23 protein-coding genes are annotated in these 24,807 nt (G+C 51.3%); 10 read left to right on the top strand and 13 right to left on the bottom strand.

Features of this window, described 5'->3' with window-relative positions; translation table 11 throughout:
* Window positions 1-26 precede the first annotated feature (26 nt).
* Window positions 27-539 carry a PTS sugar transporter subunit IIA gene (locus HMPREF2756_RS03140; protein WP_041321625.1) on the bottom strand — a complete coding sequence of 171 codons (513 nt, stop codon included), beginning with the start codon at window positions 537-539 and terminating at the stop codon, window positions 27-29.
* 348 nt (window positions 540-887) lie between these two features.
* On the opposite strand from HMPREF2756_RS03140, the gene HMPREF2756_RS03135 reads away from it, so the two are divergent.
* Window positions 888-1,490 carry an arsenic metallochaperone ArsD family protein gene (locus HMPREF2756_RS03135; RefSeq protein WP_070618203.1) on the top strand — a complete coding sequence of 201 codons (603 nt, stop codon included), beginning with the start codon at window positions 888-890 and terminating at the stop codon, window positions 1,488-1,490.
* 113 nt (window positions 1,491-1,603) lie between these two features.
* Here HMPREF2756_RS03135 and HMPREF2756_RS03130 read toward each other — a convergent pair whose 3' ends face one another.
* Together HMPREF2756_RS03130 and HMPREF2756_RS03125 are read right to left on the bottom strand one after the other, a co-directional pair.
* On the bottom strand, window positions 1,604-2,323 hold the full coding sequence (locus HMPREF2756_RS03130) for an alkaline shock response membrane anchor protein AmaP (RefSeq protein ID WP_246825818.1): 720 nt from the start codon (window positions 2,321-2,323) through the stop codon (window positions 1,604-1,606).
* Window positions 2,324-2,338: 15 nt separating this feature from the next.
* On the bottom strand, window positions 2,339-3,058 hold the full coding sequence (locus HMPREF2756_RS03125) for a hypothetical protein (protein ID WP_246825815.1): 720 nt from the start codon (window positions 3,056-3,058) through the stop codon (window positions 2,339-2,341).
* Window positions 3,059-3,703: 645 nt separating this feature from the next.
* Here HMPREF2756_RS03125 and HMPREF2756_RS11565 point away from each other — a divergent pair.
* Together HMPREF2756_RS11565 and HMPREF2756_RS03115 are read left to right on the top strand one after the other, a co-directional pair.
* A complete protein-coding gene (locus HMPREF2756_RS11565) occupies window positions 3,704-3,829 on the top strand; it encodes a hypothetical protein (protein ID WP_256370518.1) in 126 nt (41 codons plus the stop codon).
* A gap of 330 nt (window positions 3,830-4,159) precedes the next feature.
* Window positions 4,160-5,383, top strand: coding sequence for a phospholipase D family protein (locus HMPREF2756_RS03115; protein WP_070618191.1), 1,224 nt, complete (start codon window positions 4,160-4,162; stop codon window positions 5,381-5,383).
* A gap of 51 nt (window positions 5,384-5,434) precedes the next feature.
* On the opposite strand, the gene HMPREF2756_RS03110 is transcribed toward HMPREF2756_RS03115, so the two are convergent.
* The 3 genes from HMPREF2756_RS03110 to fbaA form a co-directional block, all read right to left on the bottom strand.
* Window positions 5,435-6,277: a DNA adenine methylase gene (locus HMPREF2756_RS03110; RefSeq protein ID WP_070618188.1), complete on the bottom strand. Its 843-nt coding sequence runs from the start codon at window positions 6,275-6,277 to the stop codon at window positions 5,435-5,437.
* Window positions 6,267-7,517 carry a type II toxin-antitoxin system RelB/DinJ family antitoxin gene (locus HMPREF2756_RS03105; protein ID WP_083301656.1) on the bottom strand — a complete coding sequence of 417 codons (1,251 nt, stop codon included), beginning with the start codon at window positions 7,515-7,517 and terminating at the stop codon, window positions 6,267-6,269. Before HMPREF2756_RS03105 ends, HMPREF2756_RS03110 begins: the two co-directional genes overlap by 11 nt.
* 613 nt (window positions 7,518-8,130) lie before the next feature.
* Window positions 8,131-9,156: a class II fructose-bisphosphate aldolase gene (gene fbaA, locus HMPREF2756_RS03100; protein ID WP_004005841.1), complete on the bottom strand. Its 1,026-nt coding sequence runs from the start codon at window positions 9,154-9,156 to the stop codon at window positions 8,131-8,133.
* A 207-nt stretch (window positions 9,157-9,363) separates the two neighbouring features.
* On the opposite strand from fbaA, the gene HMPREF2756_RS03095 reads away from it, so the two are divergent.
* From HMPREF2756_RS03095 to HMPREF2756_RS03085, 3 genes are all read left to right on the top strand, one after another.
* Window positions 9,364-9,669, top strand: coding sequence for a hypothetical protein (locus tag HMPREF2756_RS03095; RefSeq protein ID WP_070618184.1), 306 nt, complete (start codon window positions 9,364-9,366; stop codon window positions 9,667-9,669).
* A 370-nt stretch (window positions 9,670-10,039) separates the two neighbouring features.
* On the top strand, window positions 10,040-11,623 hold the full coding sequence (locus HMPREF2756_RS03090) for an amino acid permease (RefSeq protein WP_048778039.1): 1,584 nt from the start codon (window positions 10,040-10,042) through the stop codon (window positions 11,621-11,623).
* Between the two features lie 176 nt (window positions 11,624-11,799).
* On the top strand, window positions 11,800-12,840 hold the full coding sequence (locus tag HMPREF2756_RS03085; RefSeq protein WP_070618181.1) for an ornithine cyclodeaminase: 1,041 nt from the start codon (window positions 11,800-11,802) through the stop codon (window positions 12,838-12,840).
* Between the two features lie 106 nt (window positions 12,841-12,946).
* Here HMPREF2756_RS03085 and HMPREF2756_RS03080 read toward each other — a convergent pair whose 3' ends face one another.
* The 6 genes from HMPREF2756_RS03080 to HMPREF2756_RS03055 form a co-directional block, all read right to left on the bottom strand.
* Window positions 12,947-13,687: a TrmH family RNA methyltransferase gene (locus HMPREF2756_RS03080; RefSeq protein ID WP_048778042.1), complete on the bottom strand. Its 741-nt coding sequence runs from the start codon at window positions 13,685-13,687 to the stop codon at window positions 12,947-12,949.
* A 123-nt stretch (window positions 13,688-13,810) separates the two neighbouring features.
* A complete protein-coding gene (pyrE, locus tag HMPREF2756_RS03075; RefSeq protein ID WP_070618178.1) occupies window positions 13,811-14,392 on the bottom strand; it encodes an orotate phosphoribosyltransferase in 582 nt (193 codons plus the stop codon).
* Between the two features lie 161 nt (window positions 14,393-14,553).
* Window positions 14,554-15,264 (bottom strand): C4-dicarboxylate ABC transporter permease, encoded by a 711-nt coding sequence (locus tag HMPREF2756_RS03070; RefSeq protein ID WP_070618175.1) that lies wholly within the window; start codon window positions 15,262-15,264, stop codon window positions 14,554-14,556.
* Between the two features lie 196 nt (window positions 15,265-15,460).
* Window positions 15,461-16,252 (bottom strand): HAD hydrolase family protein, encoded by a 792-nt coding sequence (locus HMPREF2756_RS03065; RefSeq protein ID WP_070618172.1) that lies wholly within the window; start codon window positions 16,250-16,252, stop codon window positions 15,461-15,463.
* Window positions 16,249-17,748 (bottom strand): anthranilate synthase component I family protein, encoded by a 1,500-nt coding sequence (locus HMPREF2756_RS03060; protein WP_070618169.1) that lies wholly within the window; start codon window positions 17,746-17,748, stop codon window positions 16,249-16,251. Before HMPREF2756_RS03060 ends, HMPREF2756_RS03065 begins: the two co-directional genes overlap by 4 nt.
* A gap of 177 nt (window positions 17,749-17,925) precedes the next feature.
* Window positions 17,926-18,258: a rhodanese-like domain-containing protein gene (locus HMPREF2756_RS03055; RefSeq protein WP_048753545.1), complete on the bottom strand. Its 333-nt coding sequence runs from the start codon at window positions 18,256-18,258 to the stop codon at window positions 17,926-17,928.
* A gap of 245 nt (window positions 18,259-18,503) precedes the next feature.
* Between HMPREF2756_RS03055 and HMPREF2756_RS03050 the strand changes: the two genes are divergently transcribed.
* Window positions 18,504-19,958 carry a peptide MFS transporter gene (locus HMPREF2756_RS03050; protein WP_070618166.1) on the top strand — a complete coding sequence of 485 codons (1,455 nt, stop codon included), beginning with the start codon at window positions 18,504-18,506 and terminating at the stop codon, window positions 19,956-19,958.
* Window positions 19,959-20,221: 263 nt separating this feature from the next.
* Window positions 20,222-21,703 carry a peptide MFS transporter gene (locus HMPREF2756_RS03045; protein WP_070618164.1) on the top strand — a complete coding sequence of 494 codons (1,482 nt, stop codon included), beginning with the start codon at window positions 20,222-20,224 and terminating at the stop codon, window positions 21,701-21,703.
* A gap of 319 nt (window positions 21,704-22,022) precedes the next feature.
* On the opposite strand, the gene HMPREF2756_RS03040 is transcribed toward HMPREF2756_RS03045, so the two are convergent.
* Window positions 22,023-22,208: a hypothetical protein gene (locus HMPREF2756_RS03040; protein ID WP_070521488.1), complete on the bottom strand. Its 186-nt coding sequence runs from the start codon at window positions 22,206-22,208 to the stop codon at window positions 22,023-22,025.
* Between the two features lie 819 nt (window positions 22,209-23,027).
* On the opposite strand from HMPREF2756_RS03040, the gene HMPREF2756_RS03035 reads away from it, so the two are divergent.
* Entirely contained in the window at window positions 23,028-23,552 is a 525-nt protein-coding gene (locus HMPREF2756_RS03035) for a DUF4242 domain-containing protein (RefSeq protein ID WP_004005853.1), read from the top strand.
* 35 nt (window positions 23,553-23,587) lie between these two features.
* On the top strand, window positions 23,588-24,670 hold the full coding sequence (locus HMPREF2756_RS03030; protein WP_070618160.1) for an acyl-CoA dehydrogenase family protein: 1,083 nt from the start codon (window positions 23,588-23,590) through the stop codon (window positions 24,668-24,670).
* The last annotated feature ends 137 nt before the right edge of the window (window positions 24,671-24,807 follow it).

Genomic DNA, 24,807 nt, shown 5'->3' with positions numbered 1-24,807 from the left:
AAGCATCACAAGGCTCTACGCGTCTTCTACTTCTTGGTCGCTTCCGCCACGTGATCGCCCGCGTTGACGGTACGGCGCTCCTCGGAGTCCTTCACAATATTGAATTTGGGGGTGTTGGTCACCATCACCATCGTCTCCTTGGAGGGAATACGATCCTTAATGGCCTCCCAATCAACCTCAATAATGGGGGCACCCGCCTCAACCTTATCGCCAACCTTAGCGTGCGAGGTAAAGCCTTCGCCATTGAGATCTACAGTATCGATACCGATATGCACCAGCACCTCGCCGCCGTTATCGGTGCGCAGCATAAAGGCATGCATGGTGTCTTGAATCAAGGCGATCGTACCTGCCGCAGGGGCAACGATCATATTCGATGTAGGGTTAACGGCGTAACCATCCCCCATGACACCCTGCGAAAATACGGGGTCAGAAACTTCAGACAGCGGAAGGTACTCCCCCGTCACCGGTGCCACATAAATATCAGCGGTTGCGGTCGATTCCGTCGGTGCCGCTGCTTTTTTCTTCCCGAAACCAAACATAAGATCTCCTTTGATGTAGTAAACACCCGAAAGATGTCGTTTGTGTAACGACACAGGCAAATACATGTATTTGCCCTATAGAATACCGTACTCGTCAGGTTTTTGTTACTGTGTCCACCACAGGTCGAGGGATTTTGAAAAAATATTCCCAGCCTGCATAATATGCCGAATTTCCAGAGTATATTTCATGATGCAGTCGCTCAATCAGGCGGCAGACACAGCACTAGAGCTCCGGAGGATTTCGCTGATCGCTCAGTATTTTTGTAAGCCCTCCCTGCATCAGGTAAACACGAGTACACTTAGAGCATATTGAAGGCTTGAACCCTAACGACGAGAAAGTGTTCCCGTATGAGTGAGCAAACCGAAGAACTAACCGGCACCATCCTTGAGGTTTTCATTCCGGGTCCGGGCGAGAACCCTGAGGACCCTAACGATATGGAACGAACCCTCTTTTTGGGCGCTGCGCAGGAAGCACTCGATTCGGGGGTAGATATTGAGGTTTACTCAACCGATAGTTACCCTTCAGCATTCGAAGAATGCGAACCCGTCGCCGAGCAGATTGCGATGAGCGGTGCCGACGTTCTACCGATTATGCTCGTCAACGGCGAGGTCAAAGTTTCGTTTATGTACCCGACCGCCGAGCAGATTACGCGCTTCTCTAAAGCCCACAAGGTCAAAAAGCCGAAGGTGAATGCGGCTGCAGCGGCATGCGGTCCGAGCGGTTCTTCCGGCTTCACTCCCATTCCCGATTTAGCGCCCGGTGCTCTGCGCGAACCCGCCGGTTTCGCGGCTACCCTCGCCGGTAAAAAGCCCCAGGTGGTAGGCGGTCCTGATATTGGTAACCGCGTGAACCTCATGGGCGGCGACACCGGTGACGGCATTCCCTCTGAGGGTTCAGTCGCCACCAAATCCGGCGGATGCGGATGTGGTGGCTGCGGGTGCGGCGGCTAAAGCGCGCATTCCCGCACTAGTAGTTCCCTCCCCGAATGTTTATATGCGAGTGCCCCGGACTCCTTGATAAAGAGTCTGGGGCACTCTCATATGTTTTCACAACTGGCTACCGGCTACATTAGAGGATCCGGCGGATTCTGAGTCTGTGCATGCTGAGATTGTGCGGTTTGCGCTTGTGCTCCCTGACTCCAAACCCTACTATTCGTCCGGCGGCGTGAATATTCTTGACTCACCATGACGATAAAGACGATGCAGAGAGCTACGTCTATGAAATATAGGACCCAGTAGAGGTACGCCAAGCCATTGGCGTATTGGAAGAAGTCGTCCATATGGGTGATCACATCAATTAGCGTTGCTATTTCTAGAGTTTGAAGGATCAGACCAATAATATTGATGCTCAGAATAAATCCCAGAGCTTTAGACCTGAGATAGAAGATACCGGCGAGTATTTGAAGGCCATAATATGCCAGAAATGCACATGTCAATGCTAAGTGCAGAAAATCTTCTGCATCCCAATACTCGAATCCATACTTAGCCATAAACTCCACATAGTTATATAGACCCCACACAGACGTCCCCAGGCTCACTATCATGAATGCGATACGCACCCCGTACAGCCAACGGAACGGAAATTTGGGGTCTGCCGTCGTCACGGCTATGGGCGCTTCCGTTGGTTTCGCGGCACCCAGGTATGCATCCTGCCCCGGTACCGTCGAAGCCTGCTCGTCGGAAGACTGCGACGCCGCCCAGGGTTTTACCGCATCCTGCGGGTTCTGTTCGGCAGAGTTTTTTCTCGATGATTGCTCGCTCATAAATTCAAAACTATCATGCATATCGTTCACATCCCACTATTTTTCTGCTTCTTCGTTACTGAGGCTGTTGTTTGAACTTTCCTTACTATCGAGGTTTGTGATATTTAGGGGTCGGGCGGCAGGTTTAGTTTTTGCCGTCTCTGAACCCATCATTTTCACGAAAACAATGCTCATCCCAAGGTCAAAAAGAACCATAAGACACCCAAAGGGGTTATCGTATGCGACGGTAATCAGGGTCATTACGAAAGAGAATACAAGACCATAGTTATTCACCTTTTCAACCCAGGGGTAATCTTTGTGCCGTATAAATTTTGCGCAGGCGCGGGTCTGTACGGCCGTAATATATACTGCATAAGGAATCATCAGAAACCCAAGAATCGCTATATGGGATAATGGCCGTTCAACCGATAACAGATTTACAGAAGTTTCTTCGCGATATGAAGTTGAATACCGCGCCATAAAGTTTATCCACGAATAAGCTATAACTACTATCGGAATATACGCCAGAGCTATACGAAGAACATAGAATATCTTGAGATTCTCAAGCCCTAAGGGTTTTGCCGCAGAGACTTCCACTGAATCGTGCGCCTTCTCTGGCGATTTTGCGGGACTTCCTGAACTTGTGGGTTTTTCCAGCTTTTCGGCATCATTTTCCGGCTCTCCACTAGGGCGGATCACGATTTCCTCATCCCCCAGCTGGCCGTAAAGTGCCGTATACGCAGGAAGTTCATTATCTGCCGAGGCGCTATCGACCATACCCGACCAAGGAACCTTGCGGCTGCTTTGAGCGGCAGGCGCATCGTGAGCGGAATTTTGGGGTGAAAAATCATGATCTGTACTCATATTTTTACCCTATGATTACACCCTGGATATTCTATGAAAACCCCCTGAACATTCTCAATGAATATATTCCTTACATATTTCCTCATACTAAAAATGCTCTTTATTCCAATAAAACGGGTTTGAGTTTTACTTACTTGGAAGTTGTCTCGTAGCCAAAAGATAAGCCCACAGACGACCAAGAACACCCTAAGGATAAGAAGCTCAGGGGTCAGCAACAACACTTCACCCGAGCAATCACACGACGCTCCACCACCGCCCAGTGGTGGTTAATCTGGCGGTTAACCTCTTTCTCATTCTTGGTGAGATTCTCACGCGGTGGTTTCATAGACAAGCTGATCAGTTCTAGTCTTGATATTCCTTATTTACCAAAATATCCTTCGGAGTCACAAACCTATCCAAATCGTGATACTGGTACGCAGACACATCGTGAAGAGCCCTAATAACAGGGTCTGTCATTATGAATGGTTGCCATAACCTGGTGTAGTGTGCCAGTTATAAGTGGTATCAAGGGTATCTCTATGATGACAGTTCCGAAAGAGTTCGCAGGGTTTCTGTTCTGTGGGTATCACCAGGTTGCAGATTTGTCAGTACCACCTTTTCGATCATGGTGATGGTGGCATTGTCAGTGGCTTGGGATACCCCGAAGTATTCGGCGAGGGTTTCTTCGGTATGGTTTTAGCGTAGGTATAACGGGGCGGCTTTTAGCCCCTGGGCGAGAGCAAACCTGTAGGGATTAGTATTCAGGTATCCCAGGTCTAGGATATGACTGAGCAAGATTAAGATGGTAGCGAATTGTGTGGTGGTCAGTCCAGTGGTACGGTGAAAAGGTAGAATGCTCTACCTACGCATGTGATTGGTATTTGGTTCGTTTCTTTCACTATCATACATATACGAGGTATAAGAGCCGTTACTATTTCGTGCGCGTTCAGGAATAAGAGCTACCCCTGATGCGTAATCCCCAATTATGTGTGGGAGCAGAACATCCTTATATGATCTATAGTTTAGGAGACCAAGTTGGAACTTTTCAATCAACCCTTTTCCGGGACGATGGGTGAAAAACTAATATCGTTATTGAATTCAGAAAAATACACTGATTTGACCATTATTGTTGCATTTGCAAAAGAATCCGGTGTGCTCAGAATAAAGGATGCACTCGACGAGTTTCGATTAGCTAAAGGACGTGTGACCGCGTATGTCGGAATTGATTTAGACGGCACATCTTACGAAGCATTAACTACACTAAATCAGTCTGTGGATTCCCTGAATATTATTCACTCAGAAACCTCACAAACTTTCCATCCTAAAATATTCAATTTTGTAAACGACAAAGATATTCTAACTATTGTTGGGTCGCACAACCTTACAGCAGGTGGACTTTGGACTAATTTCGAGAGCTCATTTATTGCTGCAGCGGATTTAACTCAAATGGACGGCAAAAAACTTCAACAAAGCATTGATGACTATGTAAATGAGCTTAAAATTCTTGGTAATTCGTTCAAGCACGTTAAAGACCAGGGTTTCATCGAAGAACTACTAAAAGATGGTTATATATCACAAGAAGTCCTACAAAAAATAAATCGGAAGGAAGCACGGCAGAACCAGCCCAAGCTGCAACCTAAGTTTGGCGCAGGAAAGCATATTGCACTACCCCAGAAGCCATCCACTCGGAATCCGATTCAGACTCCTTCACAACAGGAGAAAAATACAGCGATTTTAACTACACCTACTTTACAGATTAGCGATCATACCCTTTGGTATTCAACACAGAAATTAACTGGTGGGTCGGGTAACCAAATTGATTTATCCATACAATCAAAATTGGTTTCTGGCGATCCGTCGGGAACCCCATATGACAGGAACAAAGCAGGGTATATGTGTGGAACCGTTGAATTTTTTGGAGTAAATCCGTCTCAAATCTCCCAGACAAAAAATATTACAATTCATTATCAAGGTGATGATTATAAAGGGAATACTATAAAATTTCCATCCAACCAACATAGTAATCGCACCTGGAGGTTGCAACTCGAAGGTATTAACGCGTCCGGGAAAAATTTAAAATCTCTCTACGGAAACAACAGTCTAAAATTTAAGATTATTACCTTTACTAAACTTGATACAGATTATTATTCTTTGGCCGTGTTTCCTGGAAGTGAGTTGGATAATTTCAAAAACAATTCCGATTTATGTGGATATAATGGCCTCAACTCAAATTCTCGTTATATCGGTATAATATACTGATGCCCTATAGAAGTATCTATCCTGATCGCCTCAGCCTCTCTGATTCACTGGTTAGAAGAAACGGTTGATCCATTCTTGGTGTTTTCCTACACGACTACCATTGATACCACCTTTAGCTCCACCAAAGACCAAGCGAGTTGCATTTTCGGATAACTGCTTACCTTCAGAAACAAATAGCTTTGTTTTATGAATATTAGTAAAACGCTCCGTAAAATTATCAATATCAAACTCGAAAGCGTAACCAGTGGTGTTGTTATACGGTGGGTCAATATAAACTACCGAGTCATCAGGAATCTCCCAGTCCAAAGTCGTCAGGATATTGGCCTTTTCGCATGTTAGCCCTTTCATCTGTTTTGCTAGCATAATCACTCGCCTTCGCAGTTCATCGGGTGATGGCTGCATCGGATTCGCAGGACTACGACGCACACTAGTAGGTGTAGGTTCCCAATAATCACGGAAGAAAGCATTGACCCATTTGCTTCCGCTTTCTTCTCGCCAAATTTGTTTTCCACCAAATGAGGCCGATTGGAGGATAGGATAAAGTTCAGCCTCATGCGACCCCACAGGTTGAGCAACAAGATCTAGCATATACGATTTTACCCGGCGTTTATCAGAAGGTATTTCTAATAGAAAATTGTCAAAAACCTGTATGTCAAATGTACCAGTACCGATAGCCCTCCAGAAAACTGCCCAAGAGCTTATATCCAGCATGACGATACGAGAAGGATCAATACCTCTATTGACTAGCTCAATAGAGATAGCACCTGAACCACAGCAAAAATCGTAGAACAATGATTTAGCGGAGCCTGCTTCTATAAGCTCTTCTACAATCTGAGGAGCAACACGCTGCTTGCCTCCCTGATAGGCGCAAGGTACTCGAAGTTTATTTTTCATTTTTCCGATTCTGAATAAGAATACGCGCATAAGTTCTACGCCCGTTGAGGATAGTTACTCCACCGCGGTCTTCTGGATGTTGCTCATATCCGACTGTTTGCAGAGTGGAGAATTCAACATTGGTTCGTGCGTTACCGTTGGCGAGCATTAGAATCTCGAACTGGTCAGGACTGTACTTATCAAGAAAAGTGATAGGAACACCCATGATTCCTTTGTAGTTAGCGGGGATATTAGCTGTCCGTCCAACTTCGATAGCATTATAGTTATCATAAGCAGGATTTGCTACCGGATCATACTCTTGAGTGAGTGGCAGCGGTTTGTGCAGTATTCCGCTATCAATGTTTGTGAACCATCGGACTCCTTTGACCCGAATGAAACAGCGCCCTTGTTCATCTACGCCACAACTCGCTGCATTGAGAGGGTAATTGTTAGGGACATAGAACTTCCTGTCACCTGAACGGATGGATCGTCCATACCAGATTTTATTATCGCGGAATAGCGGAAAAATCTCTTTGGTCGTTGCGGCGTTCATATTACCTAACACAATAAAATCCTTGTTGTGGCGGTATAGTTGGCTTATATACTCCCGAAAAAGGCTGAACGGCGGGTTCGTTACTACTATATCTACTTCTTCAAGCAGTTCTTCGCATTCAAAAGATCGGAAGTCTCCGTTACCAGATAAAACTTCCAAAGTATTTCCTTTAGCCTTAAAAATACCATTTAGATCTAGGGAACCATCAGGTCGAACTAGATCAATACCTGGTACCTCAGTTACTGTAGCTTTATATGCTGGGAGAGTGGAAGGTAAAGGATCTTCCTGCTTTCCAAGAGATGACCCCGAATATGAAGTAGAAATAAGCGAAGCAAGCCCCAGCTCATTGAAATTAAGAACGAAGTAGCGGAAAAACGCAGACTCAAAAGAGTCACCGCAATTACAAAGAACGGTTTTCCCCTTGAATTGCTTTACATAGTATTGCATTTCTTTCGCTACGTCTTCGTATTGGGTATAGAACTCGTCTTTTCGTGCTAGAGAAGCGCTGTTTAGAGTGGAATTTCCAGTAGCTGGTACTTCTGGAGATTCAACTTTCATCTCAAAAGGTAGACCTTGTTCACGAATCGTTGCTTTCAGAAAAGTGTTGATAGCCGAAGACATGCTAATCCCAAGAGCCTCAAAGATGCTCGTTGCCTGTTCTTTAAGGTTCGGGTCAAGACGGATCGTCGTGGTAGCAGTTGCGTTCATTTCACAGCCCCTTTATTTATCTCTGAAATACAATGTAACACATTGTATTTCAGAGATAAATAAAGGGGCTCCTTCCATAATCTTGAGAGAGTTCTCTTTCAGCGCACCAGAAGAGTAGAATAATCGATCATGTAGGCACGATCTGAAGAGCCATTCTCAAAGAGCACTGAGTTGTGGAATGGTTCAAAACAGGATACAGTGTGGTATCCATCGCTTTTCGGTTGAGACTACCTGCCCTATAAGTGTGCTTGATTTTTCGCAATTGAGAGGTTCTTTGTGGCAAACTGGTCTTGCTGGAAAACCGACGAAAACGTTCTACAGTTTTGGGGCCAAGAAGGAAATCATCCCCCCCTCCCCCCCCCGTAAAGAAGCTCACCACGCTTGCGGTCAAGTGCAGGTTCTGTTCGACAAAGTTTTCTCTCGATGATTGCTCACTCATAAATATAAAACTACCATGCACACCGTTCACGACGGCGACTATTTTCGCCGGATTCGCCCTGAGAGCCTCTCGAACACATACTAAAAAGGCTCTTTATTCCAATAAAGCGGCGAATAATACGCTTTATTGGAATAAAGAGCCTTTTTACGCCGGGGCAAACCGGCTAAGCATTACCTACTTGTTCAGCGAGTTGCCTGCCGAGCCGAGCTGCTGGCAAGCCTCAACCACGCGAGCTGCCATGCCCTCTTCAGCCTTAGCGCCCCATACGCGGGGGTCGTATGCCTTCTTGTTGCCGACCTCGCCGTCAACCTTGAGCACGCCGTCATAGTTGGTGAACATGTGACCGGCGACCGGGCGGGTGAAGGCGTACTGGGTATCGGTATCGATGTTCATCTTGATCACGCCGTAGGAAACCGCATCCGCGATCTCCTGAGCGGTCGAACCGGAACCACCGTGGAACACGAGCGAGAACGGCTTCTCCTTACCGTACTTAGCGCCGATCTCGTCCTGAATCTGCTTGAGCAGTTCGGGGCGCAGGTGCACGTTACCGGGCTTGTACACGCCGTGCACGTTACCGAAGGTCAGCGCCGCAATGTAGCGGCCCTTCTCGCCCAGACCCAGAGCCTCAACGGTCTTCACCGCGTCATCAACGGTGGTGTACAGGGAGTCGTCAATAGCGCCTTCAACGCCGTCTTCCTCGCCGCCGACGGCACCAATCTCAACCTCAAGCACAATCTTTGCCTTGTTGGTGCGCTCCAGAAGCTCAGCCGCAATCTTGAGGTTCTCATCAAGATCAATAGCGGAACCATCCCACATATGAGAGTTAAAGATGGGGTCTTCGCCGCGCGCCACAGCCTTTTCAGACTCGGCGAGCAGGGGAAGAACAAAGCCATCCAGCTTGTCCTTGGGGCAGTGGTCAGTGTGCAGCGCGATGTTCACGTCGTACTGTTTGGCGATCTCACGAGCGTATGCCGCGAATGCCAGGGAACCAGCGACCATATCCTTCTTCGATGCTCCCGACCAGTACGCTGCGCCACCAGTGGATGCCTGAACAATACCGTCAGAACCAGCCTCAGCGAAACCGCGAAGAGCGGCGTTGAGGGTCTGCGATGAGGTGACGTTTACTGCCGGGTAGGCGAAGCCTTTTGCTTTCGCATTCTCCAGCATCTCTGCGTAGACTTCGGGGGTTGCAATAGCCATGCTGACTCCTTGACTAGGGTGCGGGAAAACGTAAATTCCCGTGGTTTTGTTGGCGCGTCTGAACGCCATCTACAGAGACTATTTTACCAAGGGGGTTAGGGTTTTCTGTAGACTGAAAGTGCCGGTTTTTCGGCTTATTTCGGGCTTTGATGAGGCATTTTAGCCCGTATTTGAGAGTCATTGTCATCATAATGAGGGGAACGCCGAATGGGTGAAAATAACCCTAAGAATGCACGGTTGACACACCTGCAAGAACGCCGCACGGCGATTCAAGCCCGCATGGATGCACACGTCATTGGAGGCGGACCCGTCGCCAAATCCCTCGCCCTCATTGAACGGATGCGCGCCGAAGGTGCCACCGACCTTGAGATCGATACCGCTCTCGCCAAGAAGAAGCTCCCCTCGGTCATCGAGGTGGGTCGCAAATCCGCGCTTCACTTACCCGGCTGGTGGCTGCTGACCCGCCGCAAGAAGCGCCTCGACCGAAAGATTCACGCACTGGGCGGCGGCTAAACCCACGACAAGCGAGCGCCGTCTCCTCGTATCCTGTACACCCTGCCTGTATACATACACGCATTTTTTCTGTGAGCCAGGGATAATTTTATGTTCCCTGCTATAGCAGGGAATAAACTGTATTTATTAAATTTCAATAACAATTTTCGGAATATTCCCGGCATCACAGCAGTACGTACATTATGCGTTGACGCGCATATTATCGGGGTGTGCTCCCCGTAACATTCTTATACTTGGTCTGCTATAGTCTTAAAAAACTCCATGCGGCTTCCGGGATTTACTATATATCCGCATGGAACAACACCGTATTGTGGCGCCTGAGAAGGTACACCATCGTTCCCGCTGGGCGCTGCAGGTCATAAGGAAAAATATGAGTCTCGATTCACCTAAAAAACCTATGACGCGACCAGACCACGAAGACGCCTTCGCTCATGAGCAGGAAGGCCTGCACAAGGGGCTAGGCGCTCGACAACTTCAAATGATTGCGATCGGTTCCGCTATCGGTACCGGTCTATTCTTGGGGACAGGCGGGCGTCTCGAAAAGGCCGGCCCTATGCTTGCAATCATTTTTGCCGTCTGCGGGTTCTTCGGCTATCTGATCCTGCGCGCACTGGGCGAGCTGATCCTGCACCGCCCCTCCTCTGGCTCGTTCGTTTCGTACACCCGTGAATTCTACGGCGAAAAGGCGGCGTTCGTCTCCGGCTGGCTGTACTGGCTCAACTGGGCCATGACAGCGGTGGCGGATGCGACCGCAATTGCTATCTACATCTCCTGGTTTGGGCGATATAACCAATTCTTTGCCGACCTACCACAATGGCTCACCGCCTTCATCGTGGTGATTGTGACCGTGTCCCTGAACCTGGTCTCGGTTAAGCTCTTCGGCGAGCTGGAGTTCTGGTTTGCACTCATCAAGATTCTGGCACTGCTGACTTTCATGGCGGTTGGTATTTGGTACCTCATCTTCGGACAGCCCATCAACGGCGTGCAGCCCGGTATTCCGCTGATTATGTCACATGATGGGCTCTTCCCGCAGGGTGTTCTTCCGGCGTTAATTGTTGTGCAGGGCGTTGTGTTCGCATACGCCGGTATCGAACTGGTGGGCACCACCTCCGGCGAAACAAAGGACGTCAAGAAGATTATTCCGCGCGCTATCAACGCTGTGGTGTGGCGCATTGCCATCTTCTACGTGGGCGCCGTAGTGCTGCTGTGCCTGCTCATGCCGTACACCGTCTACAGCGATGACGAGTCGCCCTTCGTGACCTTTTTCGACAATATTGGCGTGACCGCCAGTGCCCCAATCATGCAGCTGGTCGTGATTACCGCCGCCGCATCGTCGCTGAACGCGGGTCTGTATTCGACTGGTCGTATTCTGCATTCGATGGGTGTTGCCGGGTCTGCGCCGAAGTTCGCAACTAAGGTTTCTAAGTCCGGCGTTCCGGTGGCGGGTATTCTGCTGACCGGCGTGGTGGGACTTTTCGGTGTAGTCCTGAATTTCATTGTTCCCGAACAGGCGTTTGAGGTCGTCCTTAATATTGCGGCCTTCGGTACAATGGCATCCTGGGTTGCCATTTCGCTCTCGCACCAGAAGTTCCTCAAGCTGGCCAAGGAAGGAAAGTACACACGTCCCGAGTACCGTGCTCCCGGCGGGCGCTTTGCCGACTGGTCGGTTCTGACTTTCATGGCTATTGTTATTGTGCTGATGGCACTCGACTACCCCGTGGGCACATGGACTCTTATCTCGCTTCTTTTCGTGATTCCGCTGCTCATTGTTGGTTGGTTTGTGGTGCGTGATCGCGTGAATGAGATTGCGCGTGTTCGGGAGGGCTTCACGGGCACTGTTCCGGTGATTGCGGCTCCTCCGATGGCGCGTAAGCTCTCGAATGAGGGCGTGTACAAGAATTACTTCACGGAACTTGCCGAACACGACGATGATTCGGATGAGGATCGGAAGTAGTTTTTTACACACATTATTTTCCGGATATTGCACACACTACGCTGAGCATAATGTCATGCATATTTTCAGCGTATTCCGGGGAATATTATATACATCACAGTAATAATCTATACATTTGACCGCTGATATACTGGTTCAGTATTTCATGTCAGCCTCTCACGACTAAGGAGATTATCGTGACCGACCACAGGGTTGAATTTGTTGATGTTGCATCCATGGCACAGTGGGTTCAGCGTGACGGCGTTGGGAATATTATTGCCGGTATGGTGAATTTCTTGGAAGAAGATTTCAAGAAATGGCAGAGCTTCGATAAGATTCCGCGCGTGGCATCCCACACCCCCTTCGGCGTGATTGAGTTAATGCCGACCTCAGATAACATCATCTATTCCTTCAAGTACGTGAACGGGCACCCCTCGAACCCTGCACGCGGGTACCAGACCGTGACCGCGTTCGGTCTGCTGGCTGATGTGGATAACGGATACCCCGTTTTCCTTGCGGAGATGACCCTGCTGACCGCCCTTCGTACTGCCGCTGTTTCTGCCATGGTGGCTAAACATCTAGCACGCAAGGATTCGCGGAAGATGGCGATGATCGGCACCGGTTCACAGTCTGAATTCCAGGCCCTTGGGATGCGCGCCGTCCTCGGCATCGAAGATCTTGCGGTGTACGATGTTGATCCTGCCGCTATCGAGAAGTTCCGCCGTAATCTGGAGCCGCTGGGGTTCAGGATTCATGCCGCATCCAGCGTGGACGAGGCCGTTGCAGATGCCGATATTATTACCACCTGCACCGCCGATAAGCAGCAGGCAAAGGTGCTTCTAAATTCGCAGGTGAAGCCCGGTGTACATCTGAATGCTATTGGAGGCGATTGCCCTGGCAAGACCGAGCTGGAGAGCGAGATTTTGGATCGTTCGACCGTGTTCGTGGAGTTCCCGCCGCAGACCCGCATCGAGGGTGAAATTCAGCAGAAGGATCCGGATTTCCCCGTGGTGGAGTTCTGGAAGGTGCTGACTGGCGAGGAACCCGGGCGCGTCTCGGATGAGCAGATTACTCTCTTCGATTCGGTGGGCTTTGCGATCGCCGACTTCTCGGGTCTGCGCTATGCACGCGAGGCAACCCGGGGTACCGATCTGCAGCAGTTCATTGACCTGGTGGCGAACCCGGACGATCCGAAGGATCTTTTCTCGCTCGTGAACGTGAACGTTCCGGTGGGCTAGGGGTTCACTCCCCTACACAACACCGCGAGCAGGTGGTTTTTGGTTCGAGCAGGGAGGATTTTCCTACCTTTTCGGCAAAATCCTACCTGCTCGCGGTGTATTTGCTTTAAGGTTTCTGTCCGAAAATGTGGCGGCGCACCCAGGCGTGCATCGCGATCCCGGCGGCGGTTGCCGCGTTCATCGAGCGGGTTGAACCGAATTGTTCGATCGAGAGCGTATCGCGTGCGGCGGCGTGAATTTCCTCCGACAACCCTGGGCCTTCCTGCCCAAAGACCAGCACACAGTTCTTCGGCAGATCATAGGTTTCAAGCGGCACCGAATCCGGGAAAATATCGATGCCGATAATGTCCAGCCCCTCGCCCTGCGCCCACGCCACAAAGTCCTCAATCGTGGGGTGATGCCGCACATGCTGATACCGGTCGGTCACCATCGCACCGCGTCGGTTCCAGCGTTTCTTACCAATAATGTGCACTTCCTTCGCCAAAAAGGCGTTCGCGGTGCGCACCACGGTACCGATATTCAGATCGTGCTGCCAGTTCTCGATTGCGACGTGAAAATCATGGCGGCGCGTGTCAAGGTCGGCGATAATCGCCTCCATGCTCCAGTAACGGTACTTATCCACCACATTGCGACGGTCGCCCTCACGCAGAAGCTGTTCATCCCAATGGTCGCCCTCGGGCCACTCGCCCTCCCAGGGGCCGACTCCAACCTCAAACCGGGGCGTTCCGAAAGCCTCGCTTTCGGGGTACTCCCGCGGTATATTCTGCGGTTCTGCAGATTCGTTCACGCGGGAACCCTGCCCGGAATCTGAGGGCTCAAGGGGTGTCTGATGGCTTGGGGAACTCATGGTTTCTTTCTGATGGCGCGTACATATAGTGCCGGATGCGCGGCGAAGGAATCTGGCGGGCGGGCGGTGCGGCAATGCCCGCACGCCGCTAACTGCCAGCACGCGCGGGCACCTATAAAGCCCCTAGTCGAGCCCTAAATCATCCTTGGAGTAGGCGTAGAAGCAGGGAACCCCGGCAACCTCTTCGATATGTTCTTTCGCCCCGGTTGCACGGTCTACGATGACGGCGACGGCGACGACCTCGGCACCCGCTGTGCGCAGTGCATCCACGGCGGTTAACGCGGACCCGCCGGTGGTGGAAGTATCTTCAACAGCAACCACGCGGCGACCCTCAACGCTGGGCCCCTCAACCTGGCGACCCATGCCGTAGGACTTTTGTGCCTTACGCACCACAAACGAATCGATAGCGCGGTCCTGATCGCCCGCCGCGCGCATAATTGCGGAACCAACCGGGTCGGCGCCCATCGTCAGACCCCCGGCGGCCTCAAATTCGATGCCGTTACGATCGAGCAGATCGAGCATCACCTGACCGACCAGGCGCGACGCTTCGTGATGCAGGGTGATACGGCGCAAGTCGACGTAGTAGTCGGCTTCTTTCCCGGAGGCAAGAGTCACTTTACCGCGCACCACGGCAAGCTCGGAGATGAGCTGGCGCAAACGTTCGCGGGCTTCTTCGATGGTCAGGGTTTCGGAAAGTTTAGTCATATTTCAAGTTTAGCGGGTTACCCCGGGCACGGGCTGGCGGTGGGTGTCCAGGGCTATGCCTTAGGTGCCTTAGGGGTGCGTCCCGGCTCTCTGCCGCGTAAAAAAGGCTCTTTATTCACATAAAGAGCCTTTTTAACACCTACTGCCCCTAAATATGCAGGTTAGTTCTGGTACGGCGCCTGGGGCTGAACGGGCTGCGACTGTACGACTGTGGGCTGAGCCATCGGATTCTGTGCCAGACGGTACGCCTTGGAGTCACGCATAAACCTGTTGGTCCCAGGCAGCCACAAGAAAACAATCAGGGCAACGTTAGCGATAAACAACACCACGTAGATCACAATGAGTGTGGAAAGGGAAGACGTAAAACCGGGCGCGAGCGATGACCTCTCTTCATTCATGCCGCTCAAAGCCGCCGATGTGATAAACGTGTGCAAAACAATACCGGCAAGAGCCAAAACAGCAATAACGGTCATGACGATACGCGACCAGTTGTATCCTCGGTAGATGAAAACACCGAACAGGATGTACAGAATAATGCTGAGGAACAGCGGAAGAGAAATAAAGGACACAAACGATTCTAGAGTATTGTAGTTTCTGAGTGACTGCCCGCCATTCATCGCAGCCACAGTCTGCAGAGAGCTCATGGCAGACCTCATGGTACCGAACTCAACGAGGCGTAAGAGCGCGCACGCCAGACTGACTATAAAAGCGGTCATAGCCAACGCCGTAATTTTGGGGCGAGTGGCTGGTATTGAAGCTGCAGCGGCGTAAGCTGTCGGTGCGGGCTGCATCATAGGCTGCTGATAAGAAGTTTGCTGAACAGACGGGGAATTCTGCGGTTTTTCTTGACCGGACGTAATGTTTTCACTCATCGGTGATGCTCCTTCAAATATTGTGTGCGGAAAGATGGCTTTGTGAAACCACCTCTAGAGCATAGCCGAAATTAGGGTGGATAAGGGTATTCTGCGATGGTTCGTCGGATTTCAGATGCACCAAACATGCCGCATCAAAAGAGCCTTGATAGTGAATAAAGCATTAAAAACTGCTTGATATAAATAAAGAGCCTTTTTACAAGGCGGACGAGGAAGCGAGGGTGTGGATGGCGGCGGCGACCGCATCCGGATGCGGGTCCACCGTCAGATCTGCGAGCGGCAGCAAGGATTCATGCGAGCCCACCGCGACCGCATACTGAGCACCCTCAAGCAGCCCTACATCGTTCACATCGTTGCCAAACGCGATATAAGGATCGGGTTTTTCGCCCGGACGCGCGCCAAGCGCCTGCGGAAGAGCCGAAACTTTATGCACTCCCCCGGGTGCCAAGTCAATACTCGTGGTGGCATCCTGGTGCTTAGTCACATGCAGGTTTAGGCTCGCAATAGTCTCTTCAAGCTCGGCGTAAAGATGCGGATTATTGATGTCAAGCAGAATTATTTTGACAGGATTCTCCAGGTCTTTCAAAGAAACTAGGCGGTCCGTTCCCTCGGGGTTTAGCCGCTCCACGAGCACATGCCCATCGGGCAAATCAAAGGCGTAAGAGTCCAGGGAATCCGCAATATAGTGCAGTCCATGACGTTCGATAAGGTCCCGAATTTTCGCATAACTATGCGCATCCAGGTGTTCCCGCGCCCGCAGCTGCCCGTCCCGATACAGCAGCGAACCGTTCGCGCCGATCAGCGCCAGCCCGCTATGCGTGCGCACATCCTCAGAGAGCATGGGCAGAATATCGCGCACCGGTCGGGCGGAGGCAAAAACTATGCGGTGTCCCGCCCGCAGCAGCGCATAGATTTCGCGCTCAATGGCGGGCTCAATCACCATGCCGTTAAAGCTGGTGGTGCCGTCAATATCGAAGACAAAATTCATAATATTCCTGGGCTTTCCCGGTCGGTCGCGGCGACGCTCTGCTTACTCACACCCTTTTCAACGATGTGCCCCACACTCGGTGGAAGCGCCGCGCGTAGTTTCGTCAGCATTTCTTCGTACTCGGCGTTCGGGTCTGAATCGGCGACAATCGCGCCGCCGGCGGCGAGGGTTATAAGCCCGTTATCGTGTGCAACCAAGGTGCGTATGACAATAGAGAGATTTGCGCCGCCATCCATCGAGAAGAATCCGAGAGCACCCGAGTATACGCCGCGGGGGCGCGCCTCTAGATCCTCAATAATATTCATTGTTGAGGGCTTGGGTGCGCCGGTCATAGATCCGCCAGGGAAGCACGCCGCACTGGCATGCACCGCGGAAATTTCGGGTTTAAGACGCGCAGTGACGGTAGAAACAAGCTGATGCACCGTTGCATAACTTTCCACGCTCATGAGTACAGGAACCTGCACGCTCGCGGGGTCACTCACCGTCGAGAGGTCGTTGCGCAAAAGATCGACGATCATCAGGTTCTCGGCACGGGTTTTCGCATCGTGTTGCAGCCAGTGAGCCGCGGCGGCGTCATCCTGAGGATTCGCACCGCGCGGGCATGTCCCTTTAATCGGCTTCGTTTCGGCGTTTCCGTGCGTATCAACCATCAGAAAACGCTCAGGAGACGAAGAAAGCACAGAGAAATCGCCGCACCGCAAATAGGCGGCATAGGGCGCGGGATTGTGCTTACGCTGAGTGCGGTACAGCTCAAAAAGCTGATCTGGCGTGAGAGGATGTTCTACCCGCGCGGTACTTTCGGCACTCAGGCACACCTCATAACTATTCCCCTCGTAAATATGCCATTGTGCGCGCTCAATATCTGCGCAATAGCTTTCACAATCCGGGGCTTCAAAAAGCAGATGCTCCACGTGCTGACTCAATGGATTATCGCCGTCATGTGCGTTATCACCCGGTATCTCACGCCAAGAATCCCGCGCCAATTCGCGCAAACGCGGCTCAATTTTCTTAAGCCAGGGTTCATCGCCAAGCAGCCACGCGCGGCGGGTTTCATGTTCATAGGTCAGGTACCGCACGGCGGGCATCCAGAGAGAATCCGGGGTTTGCGCCGTGTGCCGGGGCGTGTATCCGATGCGCCCGGGGTGCAGGGCGGCGCGCGCCTCATACCCGAAATAACCCACGTAACCACCGCGCAAGCCTTCGGGCAACTCGGCAATATTGTCGGGCTCAGGCACGCTGGCAAGCGCAGTATCGAGAGCATCCCAAGGTGTCGGGTTTGTTGCCTCACGTGCGTTTTCGATGCGCAGCACAGCCGCCCAATGCGGGACGACACCCACATACGAGACGCGAGACATAGGCGATTCTTCTCGTGCGGAATCAAGCCAATAGGCGTACCGAGCACCCGCAGCGATCACGGGGTATGCAGCCTCGGGCATGATCGCAAAGTCGAGGGCGCGCACGTGCAGCGTTGGGTATTGATCGGGCTGAAGAATCACGTTTCCTATTGTAGAGTGCATTGCCGTCGGTCTTGAGCAGTGTGGCTTCGACCCGAATACAAAGGATGCGGCACCAGCAGCCATTTCGGGGGCTGGGGTGCCGCATCTTTATATGTCGTTTTGGCTATATACACTAGTCAAACTGTATATATTCCAAAGATTTAAGGTATAGCGCAATTAGTGAACGACGGCAGGTTCCTGCCCGTTTTCGCTTTCCATGGGCAGCTTTGCGGTGAACCAAGCACTTGTTCCGCCAGCAATATTTTTCGCCTGGTATCCGTTCTGGCGCAGGTATTCAGCCGCACGGTTTGAACGCCCGCCACCGTGGCAGATCACATAGAATTCTTCATCTTTGCTGGGTAGTTCTGAAAGTCGCTCGGTCAGCGTTCCTAGGGTGATGTGCTGGGCACCAGCAACGTGGCCGCCTTCCCATTCGTAGTCTTCGCGCACATCAATAATCTTGGCACCGGCAGGAACATCGGCAGGGGTTACCTGGGGTACGTTATTCATGGGATTCTCCTCTATAGTCTCGTGAGATACATTATCAACTCTACAAAATTTTGAGGTCATAAGGCACACGCGCGTGCACGCAATACACCCCAGCCCCACCATTCGATATGAGATTTCATGCAGAGTAAATACGGAATTTATGCCTAATTTCTGCACAAGCTTCTGTATACATATGCACTTCACAGGTATACACTGAGGAAATATAACCTAGAACACTTCCGGTTTGTGTATTCTTGGGAGGCTTTATGGTAGCCACGCAACCAGCGGCACAGAAGCCGCGAACATTCTTTGGGCATCCGCCGATGCTCGCCAATCTTTTCACCGTGGAAATGTGGGAACGGTTCTCATTCTACGGTATGCAGGTTCTTGCCCTCTATTACCTGTACTACTCTATCGAAGACGGCGGATTAGGGATACCAAAAGAAGCAGCCACTGGCGCTATGGGAGCGTACGGTGCAACTGTTTACCTCATGGCGATCCTCGGCGGTATTTTGGGCGACCGCGTCCTAGGGCCCGAACGTACCCTCTTTTATTCCGCTATCGGTATTATGGCGGGGCACATTGTTCTTGCGGTCATGCCCGGTGCCGCTGGCGTGATTACCGGTCTGCTTCTGGTCGCGATCGGTTCGGGCTGTCTCAAAAGCAGCGCATCGGTTCTGGTCGGCTCGCTCTACAGCAAAGACGACCCCAAACGCGAAGCGGGATTCACGCTTTTCTATATCGGCATCAACATCGGCGCGCTTTTAGGCCCGGCACTAACCGGCTGGGGATGGGGATGGCTAGGCTTCCACTTCGGCTTCGGAATTGCGGCTATCGGCATGGCGGCCGGACTCCTCCAGTATGCGCTCACCCGCAAGAATCTGCCCGAATCGGTGCACGAGGTAACCGTTCCGTTCACCCCAGGTCAGAACGGTATTTTAGCCGGTATTCTGGCGGGTGTAGCTCTCATAACATTCCTGTTGGTCATGATGGGCTGGATGACTACAGGCAACCTCGCCACGTGGGTGGTAAGCGCGGTCGGCATCGGGGCCATAGCTCTTTTCATACAGCTGCTCACCGCCAAGAACGTGACCAGCAACGAACGCTCGCGGGTGTGGGCGTTCATTCCCCTCTGGATTGCCAACGCTATTTTCTGGGCGCTCTACCAGCAGCAGTTCACGGTCATTCCCATCTATTCTGAGGAGCGACTCGACTGGCATATTCTGGGCATGGACCTTCCTCCAACCCTCGTCAATTCTCTTGCCCCTATTTTCGTGATTCTTCTGGGGTCGGGGTTCGCCGCCATGTGGACGAAACTGGGCGATCGGCAGCCGCGCACAACCACCAAGTTCTCACTCGCGCTCGTGATTATCGGCCCGGCATACTGGGTTTTCCTCACGCAGGTGGGTGTCTCTCGCGTGGCGGTCTACTGGATGGTTATCATCATGTTCATCTTCACTGTTGCCGAGCTTACGATTTCGCCCACGGGCATGGCGCTGACCACTAGGCTTGCGCCCGAAGCCTATAAGGTGAACATGATGGCGCTTTACTGGACCTCGCTGGCGATGGGTACCGCATTCGCGGGCTGGTGCGCACAGTTCTACAGCCAAGACACTGAGGCTTCCTACTTTATGTGGGTGGGTGCCGTCTCGGTTGTTGCCGGCATTGTCCTCTTTCTCTGCCGTGCGCCCATCCAGAAACTTATGCGCGATGTGAAGTAGCGGGTTTGCTGCTCCGACCCCTTATAAACGAACACGTGCCTTGATGTGAATAAAATGTTGGTTTTATTCACATCAAGGCACTTTTTATGTCGGCGACACACGCCCAGTTTGAGGATTTTCCCACGATATTTCATACAGCATCTCTCACTATTTTTGTTTAACTCTGGAAAATTTTTTGTATACCTATACATTGATATGGGTATATACTAGGGAGAATATAATCCAGAACACTCAGATTACAGTTTGGTCCTTAGGAGAAATATATGTCAGCCATAACGCCCGCCCCGGAAGTGAAGCCTTCCACCGGCGGCTCTTTCTTTGGGCATCCAAAGATGCTTGCAAACCTCTTCACCGTAGAAATGTGGGAAAGATTTTCGTTCTACGGCATGCAGGTTCTCATGCTCTATTACCTGTACTACGGCATTACCGAAGGCGGTTTGGGTTTAGATAAATCGGCGGCAACCGGCGTTATTGGCGCATACGGCGCGATTGTGTACCTCATGGCGATTCTTGGCGGCATCTTTGGTGACCGCATTCTAGGCCCCGAGCGTGCTCTGTTCTACTCCGCCATCGGTATTATGGCGGGTCATATAGCTCTCGCATTCGTACCGGGAGTTCCCGGTGTGGTAATTGGCCTGCTCCTCGTTGCTATTGGTTCGGGCGGGCTCAAGAGTAACGCCTCGGTTCTAGTTGGTTCGCTCTACACCAAAGAAGACACCAAACGCGATGCCGGATTTACCATTTTCTACATCGGTGTAAATATTGGTGCGCTCTTGGGCCCAGCACTGACCGGATGGGGATGGGAAGCTTTCAAGGGCACAACTTTTGGGTTCCACATTGGCTTCGGACTTGCGGCACTCGGCATGGCGGCAGGCCTCATTCAGTATGCGCTCACTCGCAAGAACCTGCCCAAATCGGTGCACGAAGTCACCCTGCCGTTTACCACACGCCAAAAAGGTATTTTTGCTGGGATTCTCGCGATTTTCGCCGCGTTAGTAGCAATAATGGTGGTGCTGGGGATCATGACCCCGACCAACCTCAAAGACTGGGTTCTGGCTGCTATTACCGTTGCGGCCGTCGGGCTTTTCATCCAACTGCTCACCGCCAAGAACGTAACCAGCGACGAACGCTCGCGGGTATGGGCATTCATTCCCCTCTGGATTGCCAACGCCGTGTTTTGGGGCCTATACCAACAGCAATTCACCGTCATGGCTGTCTACTCGGATGAACGGTTGAATTGGAATATCTTAGGCATACAATTCCCACCGACCCTGGTGAACTCCATTAATCCCATCTTCATTATTATTCTGGGCATAGGATTTGCCACGATGTGGACGAAACTGGGCGAAAAACAGCCTTTCACAACCACTAAGTTCTCAATCGCTCTCGTGGTGATCGGCCTTGCGTTCTGGATCTTCCTCGCCCAGGCGGGTGTGCAGAGCGTAAATGTCGGCTGGATTGTACTGATCCTCTTCGTATGCACTATCGCCGAACTTACAATCTCGCCCGTGGGCACCTCGCTCACGACCAAGCTCGCGCCCGAAGCCTATAAGGTGAACATGATGGCACTCTACTGGACGTCCGTTGCGATGGGAACTGTGCTTTCCGGCTGGTTTGCACAGTTCTACAGTTTCGAGACCGAAGTTCCGTACTTCAGCTGGATGGGTGTGCTCTCCATCGTGACCGGCATCGCGCTGTTCCTGTGGCGCAGACCTGTGCAAAAACTCATGCGTGGGGTGAAATAGTGAGACCTATTTTCAAAATATATATCACATTCAACAACACGCCTACTTAATAGAATAGTTTTCTAAAGAATTTTCATGCGTTGATATTTTAGAAAGGGTTGCTTTTGCCTCTCCGAATACCAGGAGACAAAAGCAACCCTAATTACACCCCTGCAACTCAGTAAAAACTCTACATATTTCAGAAAGCGATACATAGCCCACACCATATTATGTAAACAAGAATCGTCTTTCCGCTATACAACCGGTATTCTTACATAAAAGATTTCAAAAATACCTAAACATTAAGAGTTGCATACTGTTGATTAGGGAATGTTCTACTTTAGAGAGAGCATGTGCGTGGACCATACAGCCAATTTGCAAGAGCACAACCAAGCTGTGCAGCCTTCGACCCATCCTTCAGGGGTTCTGCTGAATCGTACTTGGCATGTGCTGGCGCACCACCAAAAAGACTCAAAGCCATAGCCAGAGCCGTTGCACCAGTCCCAACCTTGGCAAACTTACTCATTTCGAATCAGCTCCTTTGTGAATTTAATCCACTAGAATTGCGCCACCTAGAAAATAAAGATAACACTACCACGCTAAATAATTCTAAAATCAATGTCAAGACTAAAGCATATTTCCTACACTCATAGGTTTATATATTCACCAACACCATAGGCTAGACATTTGATATTTTTTAAAATTCATCGAAACACAAGCTGCTGCAATAATAAAATATATACACTGCAAACTCTAGACACCCATGCTCGAACTAAAGTATTTAAATAAACAGTTATAGAATATTTCCTATTTCTGATTATAATTAGATAAAGGTACTCTGAACTAGATGCACCGCCCGGCACACGCCGCGAATGCGTCGCCAAAATTTGGGGAAGTTACGGGCAATTAATGAGAATTTGGAACTCTATTTTCTCAATAAGGGAAGCTACTACACGCTATTCAGCCAGTATAGATACATAGATACGGGTCAGAATAAGCCTCTCGTCAGCAGATCTGACAAAACACGTATTTTCACTAGTCAGATAGTAAATAGAGACATTCTACGCTACCAAAAGTCAGGTTTTGCTCGCTGCGCATCATCTCCTGTGACTTCTGAAACCCGCCCCGAACATTAGACGCCGTATAAATATTCCCGTCACCGCTGTAACATGACGTTTTGTGTCTCCGCATTACTTCATGTGACGGGTGAAGGGTTCTTAAATCTTCGTTTTAGGACTCATAGCGAAAAACATTATGCGCCGCGCCCGCGACCGGTTTAGGGTATATGCCAGACCCGCCGCACAGGCAGGTAGAAGACAACGTTCTATCTAAGGAGAAAACAGACATGGCACTGTACCTGATCGAGCTGACCCCAGCAACCGCATCCAAGGACGAGGCAACCGCACTCATCGAAACCGTTTCCAACTCCCTGAGCGAAGGCGCGGAGCTCATCGAAACCCAGGTTTCCGCCGATCACAAGCTGATCTTCGCCATCATTGAGTCAGAAAACACCGCGTTCGCACCCGCCCTCACTGCGGCTATTGGCGAGCGCGCATCCGTGGTTGGCCCCGACGAGGTTCGCTTGGTGGGCGCAGAACTCGACGACATCAAGAAGCTCAAGAAAGATGCAGACTACCTGGTTGAGTGGGATATTCCCGCCGAAATCACGATGGAGCAGTACCTAACCCGCAAGAAGGCGAACGCGCCCAAGTACGCCGAGGTGCCCGAGGTTTCCTTCCTGCGCACCTATGTGCGTGAGGATACCGCTAAGTGCCTGTGCTTCTACGACGCCCCCGATGAGGATGCGGTACTTCGCGCCCGCAAAGCCGTGAGCACCCCCATCGACCGCCTCTTCAAGCTACACGCATAAGCACACCTGCACATTGCATATAGGAGCTCTCTACCATGTCTGAATTCACTCTTGAACCCCTTGAGGATTATCCTCAGCGCGAGCGAGTGCTTGCGCTTGCCGCCGAACACGCAGATGCCGTCGATGCCGGTGAGCGTTCCCCGTTTGAGAATCTGCGCGAGATTGCGAAGGATGGTCTGCTGACTCTGGGGCGCACCGGGTCTTTGCTTCCGCAGGTTTCGGTTGCTTTTGACCTTGCTTCGCAGGATGCGACAACCGGGTTCTCGCTGTGGGCACATCGTTCTACGATTGCGTTCTTTGATGCGGTGAACCGTGAGCTGCCCGAGGGCTTGGCTGAGGCCACGACGAGCGGTACAAGCGCGATGGCGGCGGCATATAAGGAGGCTTCGGGGCTTGCGCCGATCAAGGTTTTGGGCACTTTGGTAGAGGGCGGTGTGAAGCTCAACGGCACGGTGTCGTGGGCTTCTAACCTGTACCCGGGCGGTGTGATTGTGCTGCCGGTAGCTGTGCAGAATGCGCAGGAGGGGCATCCGAACCGGTATATTGTGACGGTTCGCCAGGATGTCCCGGGGTTGAAGGTTGTATATCACCGTAACCTGCTGGCGCTCAACGGAACCGAGTCTGGCACGATCATTTTTGAGGATGTTTTTGTGCCGACCGAGGATATTCTGACCGATAATTTTGAGGGTTTCCTTAGCGATGTGACCGCGCCGTTCTTGCTGGTGCAGTCCGCGTTCTGCTTGGGTCTTGCCGCCGGTGCGCTGGTGGAGGCTTCGAAGCATCTTGAGGCTTCGCAGGGTATTTTCAGTTCTGAGTTCCCGCTGATTGTGGGCGAGTACGAGAGCTTGCGCGATGAGCTGGTGCGTTTGGCGCGTGAGCCGCAGCGTGCCGATCGTCGCGATTTGTTGAGCCTGCGTCTGGGTGTTTCGCATCTGGCAACGATTGCTACGCATTTTGAGCTGCAGGTTGTTGGAGGCGCCGGTTACGTTGCTTCCTCGCCGACCGCGCGGCGTTTGCGTGAGGCTTCGTTCCTACCGGTACAGTCGCCGACTGAGGGGCATCTGCGTTTCGAGCTCTCGAAGTACGACCACTTAGAGGATTTGCAGGCGGCGCTGTAGCGGCAACCTGCCACCGCCTCCCCCAACCCTAAAAAGGCTCTTTATTTGAATAAAGCGGTGAAAAACACTCTTTATTCAAATAAAGAGCCTTTTTACAATGCGCACACCAGGCTCAACAGGTGTAGAATTACTGGGAA

It is taken from the genome of Rothia sp. HMSC067H10, from assembly GCF_001810635.1.
GTDB classification, from domain to species: Bacteria; Actinomycetota; Actinomycetes; order Actinomycetales; family Micrococcaceae; genus Rothia; species Rothia dentocariosa.
This window is presented reverse-complemented; position numbering and strand designations above follow the sequence as displayed.

Bases quoted from the DNA above. Each gene is read 5' to 3' on its own strand.
- HMPREF2756_RS03030 (WP_070618160.1), top strand. From the start codon at position 23,588: ATGTCTGAATTCACTCTTGAACCCCTTGAGGATTATCCTCAGCGCGAG.
- HMPREF2756_RS03135 (WP_070618203.1), top strand. From the start codon at position 888: ATGAGTGAGCAAACCGAAGAACTAACCGGCACCATCCTTGAGGTTTTC.
- HMPREF2756_RS03080 (WP_048778042.1), bottom strand. From the start codon at position 13,687: ATGAGTTCCCCAAGCCATCAGACACCCCTTGAGCCCTCAGATTCCGGG.
- HMPREF2756_RS03090 (WP_048778039.1), top strand. From the start codon at position 10,040: ATGAGTCTCGATTCACCTAAAAAACCTATGACGCGACCAGACCACGAA.
- fbaA (WP_004005841.1), bottom strand. From the start codon at position 9,156: ATGGCTATTGCAACCCCCGAAGTCTACGCAGAGATGCTGGAGAATGCG.
- HMPREF2756_RS03045 (WP_070618164.1), top strand. From the start codon at position 20,222: ATGTCAGCCATAACGCCCGCCCCGGAAGTGAAGCCTTCCACCGGCGGC.
- HMPREF2756_RS03070 (WP_070618175.1), bottom strand. From the start codon at position 15,264: ATGAGTGAAAACATTACGTCCGGTCAAGAAAAACCGCAGAATTCCCCG.
- HMPREF2756_RS03140 (WP_041321625.1), bottom strand. From the start codon at position 539: ATGTTTGGTTTCGGGAAGAAAAAAGCAGCGGCACCGACGGAATCGACC.
- HMPREF2756_RS03065 (WP_070618172.1), bottom strand. From the start codon at position 16,252: ATGAATTTTGTCTTCGATATTGACGGCACCACCAGCTTTAACGGCATG.
- HMPREF2756_RS03125 (WP_246825815.1), bottom strand. From the start codon at position 3,058: ATGGTCGATAGCGCCTCGGCAGATAATGAACTTCCTGCGTATACGGCA.
- HMPREF2756_RS03040 (WP_070521488.1), bottom strand. From the start codon at position 22,208: ATGAGTAAGTTTGCCAAGGTTGGGACTGGTGCAACGGCTCTGGCTATG.
- HMPREF2756_RS03130 (WP_246825818.1), bottom strand. From the start codon at position 2,323: ATGCATGATAGTTTTGAATTTATGAGCGAGCAATCATCGAGAAAAAAC.
- pyrE (WP_070618178.1), bottom strand. From the start codon at position 14,392: ATGACTAAACTTTCCGAAACCCTGACCATCGAAGAAGCCCGCGAACGT.
- HMPREF2756_RS03050 (WP_070618166.1), top strand. From the start codon at position 18,504: ATGGTAGCCACGCAACCAGCGGCACAGAAGCCGCGAACATTCTTTGGG.
- HMPREF2756_RS03095 (WP_070618184.1), top strand. From the start codon at position 9,364: ATGGGTGAAAATAACCCTAAGAATGCACGGTTGACACACCTGCAAGAA.
- HMPREF2756_RS03035 (WP_004005853.1), top strand. From the start codon at position 23,028: ATGGCACTGTACCTGATCGAGCTGACCCCAGCAACCGCATCCAAGGAC.
- HMPREF2756_RS03055 (WP_048753545.1), bottom strand. From the start codon at position 18,258: ATGAATAACGTACCCCAGGTAACCCCTGCCGATGTTCCTGCCGGTGCC.
- HMPREF2756_RS03105 (WP_083301656.1), bottom strand. From the start codon at position 7,517: ATGAACGCAACTGCTACCACGACGATCCGTCTTGACCCGAACCTTAAA.
- HMPREF2756_RS03110 (WP_070618188.1), bottom strand. From the start codon at position 6,277: ATGAAAAATAAACTTCGAGTACCTTGCGCCTATCAGGGAGGCAAGCAG.